This is a genomic window from Kocuria kalidii, from assembly GCF_044462225.1.
Classification (GTDB): domain Bacteria; phylum Actinomycetota; class Actinomycetes; order Actinomycetales; family Micrococcaceae; genus Kocuria; species Kocuria kalidii.
This window is the reverse complement of record NZ_JBISWJ010000073.1, coordinates 58,895-67,062: the sequence shown is the minus strand read 5'-3', so window position 1 is coordinate 67,062 and position 8,168 is coordinate 58,895. Positions and strand designations below refer to the sequence as shown.

Genomic DNA, 8,168 nt, shown 5'->3' with positions numbered 1-8,168 from the left:
GCGCGACCTGTGTCCCGTCCGCGGGCCGACTCACGGCGCAGCCCGCGTGCCGTGCGACGTTCTTCACCCCTCCGTGACCGCCAGGACACGGGCCGCCGTCTCCATCGGGTATTTTCGGAAGAACTGCGCGAGGGCCGGGCCCGAGCAGGCGTCCGCCTGCCCTGCCCTGTCCCGCCGCTCCATTTTCAACGGCGAAAAGGACCTACGTTGACCCAGACCGCTGCGGATCCCGCATCTCCCGCACAGACCACCGCCCGCAAGTCGGCGGGCCACGTCATCGTGGACACGCTCGTGGCCCACGGCGTCGAGCGCACCTACGTGGTGCCCGGTGAGAGCTACCTGGACGTGCTCGACGGGCTGCACCGCTCCCCGATCCAGACCGTCGTGTGCCGGCACGAGGGCGGTGCCGCCTACATGGCCGAGGCCGACGGCAAGATGAACTCCGTGCCCGGGGTCGCGATGGTGACCCGCGGCCCCGGTGCGGCCAACGCGCACGTGGGCCTGCACACCTCCTGGCAGGACTCCACACCCATGGTCCTGTTCGTGGGCCTGATCCCGTTCGAGCACCGGGACCGGGAGGCGTTCCAGGAGTTCGACCCGCACGCCTGGTTCGACTCCGGGGCCAAGCGCGTGATGGTCCTCGACCACGCCGAGCGGGCCTCCGAGATCGTGGCCGAGGCGATGTTCGCCGCGAGCTCCGGGAGGCCCGGGCCCGTGGTGGTCGGGCTGCCCGAGGACATCATCACGCGGGAGATCGACGCGACCCTGCACCCGCCGATCCCCGTGGCCCACGGCGGGATGACCGTCAACGACTGGAAGGCCCTGCGCGACGCCCTCATGGGTGCGGAGAAGCCCCTGTTCGTGACCGGCGGCAACGACTGGACGCCCGCCGGCGCCCAGGGGCTGACGACGTGGCTGGAGGAGCACCACCTGCCGGCCGCCGCGGAGTGGCGCACCGAGGGCACCGTCCCGTTCGACTCCCCCTCCTACGTGGGTCCGATCGGCTACGGCCGCCCCCAGCCGACCTTCGACATGCTCGAGGAGACCGACCTGCTGGTGTTCGTGGGAACGGTCCCCGGGGACGTGGTCACCAACGGGTTCCTGGTCCGTCAGGACTGGAACAAGAAGAACTTCCTGGTCACCATCGACCCGTCCCTGCGCGGACGCTCCGGGCCGGTGTCCTACCAGATCGTGGCCAGGCCCGACGTGTTCGTGCGCGACCTGGTCCGCATCGACCTGCCGGCCAAGCACGCGTGGAAGGAGTGGACGGGACGGCTGCGGGCGCAGCAGGTCGAGTTCTCCACCCCCGCCTCCCGGGAGCCGGCCGAGGGCCCGGCCCGGATGGACACCCTGATGGCGAACCTCGTGGCCGGCCTGCCCACCGATGCGATGGTGACGTTCGGGGCCGGGGAGCACACCAACTGGGCCCACCGGTACTTCCCGACCCAGGGCTACGCGTCCATGATCTCGGCCCGCAACGGCTCGATGGGCTACTCGGTGCCCTCGGCGGTGGCCGCGTCCCTGCGCTTCCCGGGACGGCGCGTGGTGACGATCGCCGGGGACGGCGAGTTCCTCATGAACGGCCAGGAGCTGGCCACCGCGGCCCAGTACGGGGCCACTCCGCTGGTGATCGTGATGGACAACCAGGAGTACGGCACCATCCGCACCCACCAGGAGCGGGACTACCCGGACCGGGTCTCCGGCACCCAGCTGAAGAACCCCGACTTCGCCCTCATGGCCGAGGCCTTCGGCGGGTTCGGGGTGCGGGTGGAGTCCGACGCCGAGATCCCCGGCGCGCTCGAGGCCGCCCTGCGGGCGATCGACGAGGACAGGAAGTTCGCCCTGGTCCACCTGATCGTGGAGCAGCGCGTCAAGGCCTACTGACCCGCCCTCGGCCGGCCACCGGGCGGATGCGCCGGCCCGGCCCCGCGCGTCCGCCCGGACCACGGGGCCTCAGGGCCTCCGGGAGTCCGGGCCTCGGGGCCACAGGGCCTCGGCCCGGGGGCCGGGGTCGGCGGGTCCGTCGTCCGGTGGTGGATCCGGCGGATCCGTAGGACACTGGGGCGGTGCAGACCTTCCTCCCCTATCCGGACTTCGCCCGCTGCGCACGCGTCCTCGACCGCAAGCGGCTCGGGAAGCAGCGGGTGGAGACCCTGCAGGTGCTGCGAGCCGCCACCGTGCCCGGCTACGGGTGGTACCGCCACCCGGCCACGGCGATGTGGACGGGGCACGTTCCGGCGCTGGTCGCCTACGGTCGCGCGATGGTCGACGAGTGGACCGCCCGAGGCGGGGCCGACAGCACGGGGTGGCAGATCCGCGAGTTCGACCCCGGGGCCTGGGACCGCTGGCCCGACGACGGCGCGACCTCGCCGCCCGCGTGGCTCGGCGACGACGCGCTGCACCGCTCGCACCGGTCGAACCTGCTGCGCAAGGACGAGGAGCTCTACCGCCCGGTCTTCCCCGACGACCCCACCGAGCTGGACTACGTCTGGCCCGTGCCCGCGGACGGCCGCACGCCCCCCGCCGAGCCGCCGCAGGGCCTCCGCGCGTGGGTCCTGGCGCCCGCGGCGCACGAGGCGGCCGGGGACGCCGTCGTCGTGCCGTTCCGCGTCCCGGCCGGCGTGCGGGAGAGCCACTGGATGCAGGCGGTGGAACGGGTCGAGCAGGAGCTGCGGGAGGGCGAGCCGGTGCTGCTGCTGCACGGCCCCCCGGGCCCCGAGCAGGTCGTGGAGCGCGCGGTGCTGAGCGAGAACGTGCACCACGCCGTCGCGGGGTTCTCCCTCGAGCTCGAGCGCGGGGACCGGGCCCTGCGCCGGGAGCTGCCCGCGCCCGCGCGGCTGCAGTCCCACCGCCCCGTCTTCGCGGTCCCCGCGGAGGACGTGGGCGCGACACGGGGCGCACCGATCCATTAATCAGGCGTCATGCACGGTCCGCGCGGACGAACCCTGGGTAGCATGTCACCCATCGCGCGCCTGTCGCGCCGGACACCAGGAGGCGCGCATGCGAGGGTCCCACGTCCCCGCCACGGGAACGGTCACCGTCACCGACTGGCCCGATCCGCAGGCCCGCGCACCCGGTCAGCTGGTCGTGCGCATGCTGCACGCCTCGATCTGCGGATCGGATCTGCACGCGGCCTTCCACGGGCTGCTCCACGCCGAGGGCCCGCGGCGCCCCGGCTACCCCGGTCACGAGGGGGTCGGAGTGGTGGTCGAGTCCCGGTCGGAGCACGTCCCGGAGGGCGCTCTCGTGCTGACGGTCCCCCCGGGCGAGATGGGCGGGTGCTTCGCGGAGCTCCAGCTGCTGGACGACCTGCACGTCGTCGAGCTGCCCGCCGGCACGGACCCGGGGGACTCCCTGCAGCTGCGCCGGCTCATGATGGCCCAGCAGTACGGCACGTGCCTCTACGCCATGCGCCAGTTCTGGCCCGTGGAGACACCCGCCCGCCGGGCGCACACGTGCGTGGTCATGGGTGCCGGCTCCGCCGGCCTGTTCTTCGTGGAGGAGGCCCGGCGGCTGGGCTTCGAGCACGTCGTCGCCTCCGACCTCGACACGAGCCGGCTCGACGTCGCCCGGAGGCTGGGTGCCGTCCCCGTGCACGTGCCCGACGAGGACCTCGCCGCGGTCGTGGCCGACGTGAGCGGGGGCCGGGGCGCCGACCTGGTGATCGAGGCCGTGGGGCACGACGTGCTGCGCGACCAGGCGGTCGAGCTCGCGGCCGGACGCGGGATCGTCGGGTTCTTCGGCCTGCCGGAGCGCCTCGGACCGACCGAGGTCCCGCTGTGGAGTGCGTTCCGCAAGAACCTGAGGCTGCAGTGCTCCGTGGCGGCGCAGGCCGAGCCCGGGCTGACGTCCTTCCGGGAGGCCCTGCGCCGGATCTCCGAGGGCGAGATCGACGTGGAGCACTGTCTCGGGCCCGTGTACCCCCTAGAACGGATCGCCGAGGCCATGCAGCGGGCCGAGGAGCACCGTCCCGGGGACATCAAGCTGACCGTCACGCCGTGACCACCGCACCCCTCCCCGTGGCCGGGCCGCCGGCCGACGGCCGCTCCGGCCCGGCGGCCCCCGCGCTGCCGTCCGTCAGCGCCACGACCGGGAGCTCGCTCGCCGTGCAGGTGATGAGCGCGGTGCGCCGGGCGATCACGGCCGGGGAGATGGAGCCCGGGCGGCTGTACTCGGTGCAGCAGCTGGCCTCCGCCATGGACGTCTCCCGCAGCCCGGTGCGGGAGGGACTGCTGCGGCTGGGCGAGGCCGGACTGGTCCGGTTCCACCGCAACCGGGGCTTCGAGATCGTGCAGGTCAGCCCCACCGACGTCGCGGAGGTCTTCGCGGTGCGCACCGCCCTGGAGGTGCCGGCGGCCCGGCGGGTCGCCCTCCTCGCGGAGCCGGCGGAGCTCGACCGGGTCCGGGTCCAGTGGGAGGCGCTGCACGAGGCGGCCCGGACCGGGGACCTCGAGGCGACCGTCGACGCCGACGAGGGGCTGCACCGGCTGCTCCTGCGGGTGGCCGGCAACACCCAGGCGGTCGGGCTCGTGGAGCGGCTGCGCACCACCACGTCCTTCCTGGCGGTCGTGGCGGCCACGGCGCGCCGGCCGGTCGCCGAGCTCGCGCGGGAGCACGACCCGCTGGTGCAGGCCGTCCTGGCCCGGGACGGGGAGGCCGCGGGCCGCGCCATGCGGGAGCACCTCGCCTCGACCGCGGAGCGGCTCGTGGCGCAGGCCCTGCGCGTCCAGCACGCGCCCGAGGAGCACGTCGCGGAGCTCACCGGGCAGGTCTGGGGGGCCGCCGCGACGGGGTACTGAGCGGCCGCTCAGCCCTCGGGCTCCCCGCCCTCCCGCGGGAGGCGGACCTCGAAACGGCAGTGGCCCCGGGGATCCTCGCCCGCGCTGACCGTGCCGCCGTGGGCCGTGACGATCTCCCGGCTGATGGCCAGGCCCAGCCCTGATCCGCCCGTGTCCCGGGTCCGGGAGCCGTCGAGGCGCACGAACCGCTCGAAGACCCGCTCCCGGTCGGCGGGCGGGATGGTGTCGCCGTCGTTGTCCACGGTCACGACCGCGTCCTCGCCCTCCGCCCGCAGGGACACGGCGATCCAGGTCTCCGCGTGCCGCTCCGCGTTCGAGAGCAGGTTGCGGAGCACCTGCTGCAGCCGGCTGGTGTCCCCCCGGACCCGCACGGGGTCCACGTGCACGCGCACCTCGTGCCGCGAGACCGGGCGCATCCGGGCGACCTCCTCCCGGACCACCTCGTCCAGGTCGGTGTCCGCGGTGCGCAGCCGCAGCCCGGCGTCGTCGACCTTGGCGAGGGTCAGGAGGTCCTCCACGAGCCGTCCCATCCGGCGTGCCTGGGACCTGAGCACGGGGGCCACCTCGGGCCACGTCGTCCCGGACGGGTCGGAGGCGGCCACCTCGATCGTGGTGGTGAGGGTGGCGAGAGGGCTGCGGAGCTCGTGGGAGGCGTCCGCGACGAACCGGCGCTGCGCGCGGTCGGACGCCTGGAGCCGGTCCAGCATCCCGTTCATGGTGGTGGCGAGCACGGCGATCTCGTCCCGCGTGGGGGGCACCTCCACGCGCTCCCCCAGGCGGGTTGTGCCGATGCCCCGGACCTGCCGGGTGATGCGGCGCACCGGGGCGAGCGAACGGCCGACCAGCAACCACATGAGCGCGGCCCCGAGGAGCGCCAGCACGGGACCCCCGACCAGCAGGAACAGGGACACCGTCTCGATCGTGCCCTGCTGCAGGGCCATGGGCACGGCCACGGTGAGCGTGAGAGGTACGTCGTTAATGTACATGCCGTGCGCGACATACACGAAGTCGTCGGTCCGGAGCGCGGGTCCCTCGTCGCCCGCCGCGGAGTCGGAGGACTGTCCGGGCTCCAGGACCGGCACGGACAGGTCCTGGGTCAGCGCGCTGGCGGGGGACGCGGCCACCACCCGGCCCTCGGCGTCCTGGAGCTGCACGATCACCCCCGGGCGGCCCAGCCGGAGCATGAGCTCGCCGAGACCCGCCCGCGTGTACACGGCCGTCTCCCCGGCGGTGCCGCCGGCGCTGCGGGGCCCCCAGGGCAGGCCGAGGTCCTGCAGGATCTCGGTCTGCCGCGCCGCGGCCTGGTCGTGCGCGGCGCCCACGGCGGCGCGGTTCAGGACCTCGAGGAGCACGGCACCGGCCACGGCCACCACGAGGAGGATGAGCAGGGCCGCGGCGGCCGTGCTGCGCTCCCGCACCCCCCACCGGTCGAGGACGCCCCGCCTCCCGCGGGTCACGGCGCCGGCGCCCCGGCCTCGTCGGGGACCAGCCGGTACCCCATGCCGCGGACGGTCTGCAGGGTCGAGAGGCCGAAGGGGGCGTCGATCTTCTTCCGGAGGTAGCCCACGTAGACCTCCACGATGTTCTCGGAGCCCTCGAAGCCGGCGTCCCAGGCGTTGTCCATGATCTCCAGCTTGGAGACGACCTTCTCCCGGTTCTGCATCAGGTACTGGAGGATGACGTACTCCTTGGCGGTGAGCTCGAGGGGTCGCCCGCGCCGGGTCACGCTCCGGCGGACGGGGTCGAGCTGGAGGGACCCGACCGTGAGCACCACCGGCCGCTCGGGCGCCCCCCGGCGGATGAGCGCACGCAGCCGGGCGACGAGCACGAGGAAGCTGAAGGGCTTGGTGAGGTAGTCGTCGGCCCCCAGGTCGAACGCGTCGGTCTGGTCGTACTCGCCGTCCTTGGCCGTGAGCATCAGGACGGGGACCCAGTTCTCGGCGGCGCGCAGGTCCTCGAGCACGGCGTAGCCGTTCCTGCCCGGGAGCATGAGGTCCAGGACCACGACGTCGTAGGGGTTCTCCCGGGCCAGCCAGCCCCCGGTGATGCCGTCGTGGGCCACGTCGACGACGAAGCCCTCGTTCGTGAGGCCGCGGCGCAGCGACTCCGCGAGGTCCACCTCGTCGTCCACCACCAGCACGCGCACGCGTCCTCCCCTCCTCGTCCGTGGGAGCGCAGCGGTCCGCCCCGCTCCAGTCTGGCCTACCCGTCCTGAGGATCCGTTGAGGACGCCGTGCCCGACGACGAGGTCCCCGGTCTTCTCCCCAACCGGTGCACAACGTTGTCCACAGGTGTGGAGAACTGTGTGCACAGTTCGCTCTCCACAGCGTTATTAACAGCTGTGGAAGCCGCCCCGGCACTGTCCACACCGGTGCTCACAGCTGTGGAATTCCAGCGGTGTAACTTGTCGACACCTGGGGACCGGACCTGTGGAGAACCCTGGAGTCCTGGGGGTGCACCCTGTGATCCGGGGTGCACGGTCACCGGCTCCGGGCGCTGCGCCGCCTGCGCGTCGCGGCCGTGTAGCCGAACGCGACGAGGGCCCCGGCGAGGAGGCCTCCCAGGTGCGCCTGCCAGGCGATGCCGGGGAAGAGGAAACCGAAGACGACATTGACACCGATCAGCACGGCGACGGGCGTGATGGACTGCCCGAGGTGACGCTGGAGCACGAAGAGCGCTCCGAAGAGGCCGAACACCCCGCCGGACGCGCCGACCACGTACGCGAGAGGGTGCGAGAGCACCAGGACGCCCAGGGAACCGCCCAGGACGGAGAGCAGGAACAGCAGCAGGAACCGGCCGCGGCCCAGTGCGGGTTCGAGCATGCGCCCGAACAGGTACAGCATGTACATGTTCAGCACCAGGTGCAGCGGGCTGGACATCGAGTGCAGGAAACCGCTCGTGAGCATGCGCCACGGCTCGGTGGTCGTGCTCACCGGGGCGTAGGCGAACAGCTGCGTCAGGCTCACGCCCACCGCCTGGCCGAGCCACTGCAGCGCGTAGACCACCGCGTTGGCACCGATGAGCCACCACGTGACGAGCATCGCCGAGCCGTGGGCCGCCCGTCCGCCGAGGCTCGTGCGGACGGCGGGGCGCGAGCGGGTGGCCTCCTGCACGCAGTCGACGCAGTGGACGCCCACCGCGGCCGTGCGCTGGCACTCCGGGCACGTCGGTCGGCCGCACCGCTGGCACCGGACGTACGCCGGTCGGTCGGGATGGCGCGGGCACACCGGGACGTCTCCCCCGGTGGACGCGCCGTACTGCGGTCGCTCGCCGCTCACTGGAACTCCTCGTGGGCCGGCCTGTCGGCCCGGATCGCTGGACAGGGGTGGACGGGAACGGCGCAGGCCCGTCCGGATCGCTCCGGACGGG

Annotated in this window: 7 protein-coding genes; 4 read left to right on the top strand and 3 right to left on the bottom strand. The window is 73.5% G+C overall.

The window, feature by feature from the left end:
- Window positions 1-207: 207 nt before the first annotated feature.
- From ACH9D3_RS10470 to ACH9D3_RS10455, 4 genes are all read left to right on the top strand, one after another.
- On the top strand, window positions 208-1,884 hold the full coding sequence (locus ACH9D3_RS10470; RefSeq protein ID WP_396410846.1) for a thiamine pyrophosphate-dependent enzyme: 1,677 nt from the start codon (window positions 208-210) through the stop codon (window positions 1,882-1,884).
- 182 nt (window positions 1,885-2,066) lie between these two features.
- Entirely contained in the window at window positions 2,067-2,912 is an 846-nt protein-coding gene (locus tag ACH9D3_RS10465; protein ID WP_396400054.1) for an MSMEG_6728 family protein, read from the top strand.
- A gap of 88 nt (window positions 2,913-3,000) precedes the next feature.
- Window positions 3,001-4,002: a zinc-binding dehydrogenase gene (locus ACH9D3_RS10460; protein ID WP_396400053.1), complete on the top strand. Its 1,002-nt coding sequence runs from the start codon at window positions 3,001-3,003 to the stop codon at window positions 4,000-4,002.
- Window positions 3,999-4,799, top strand: coding sequence for an FCD domain-containing protein (locus tag ACH9D3_RS10455; RefSeq protein ID WP_396410845.1), 801 nt, complete (start codon window positions 3,999-4,001; stop codon window positions 4,797-4,799). Before ACH9D3_RS10460 ends, ACH9D3_RS10455 begins: the two co-directional genes overlap by 4 nt.
- Window positions 4,800-4,807: 8 nt before the next feature.
- On the opposite strand, the gene ACH9D3_RS10450 is transcribed toward ACH9D3_RS10455, so the two are convergent.
- From ACH9D3_RS10450 to ACH9D3_RS10440, 3 genes are all read right to left on the bottom strand, one after another.
- The gene (locus ACH9D3_RS10450; RefSeq protein WP_396400050.1) at window positions 4,808-6,256 is read right to left on the bottom strand and encodes a sensor histidine kinase; all 1,449 of its coding nucleotides are present in this window, start codon (window positions 6,254-6,256) and stop codon (window positions 4,808-4,810) included.
- Entirely contained in the window at window positions 6,253-6,945 is a 693-nt protein-coding gene (locus ACH9D3_RS10445) for a response regulator transcription factor (protein WP_396400048.1), read from the bottom strand. Before ACH9D3_RS10445 ends, ACH9D3_RS10450 begins: the two co-directional genes overlap by 4 nt.
- Window positions 6,946-7,279: 334 nt before the next feature.
- Window positions 7,280-8,077 carry a rhomboid family intramembrane serine protease gene (locus tag ACH9D3_RS10440; RefSeq protein WP_396410844.1) on the bottom strand — a complete coding sequence of 266 codons (798 nt, stop codon included), beginning with the start codon at window positions 8,075-8,077 and terminating at the stop codon, window positions 7,280-7,282.
- Window positions 8,078-8,168 lie beyond the last annotated feature (91 nt).

Bases quoted from the DNA above. Each gene is read 5' to 3' on its own strand.
- ACH9D3_RS10460 (WP_396400053.1), top strand. From the start codon at position 3,001: ATGCGAGGGTCCCACGTCCCCGCCACGGGAACGGTCACCGTCACCGAC.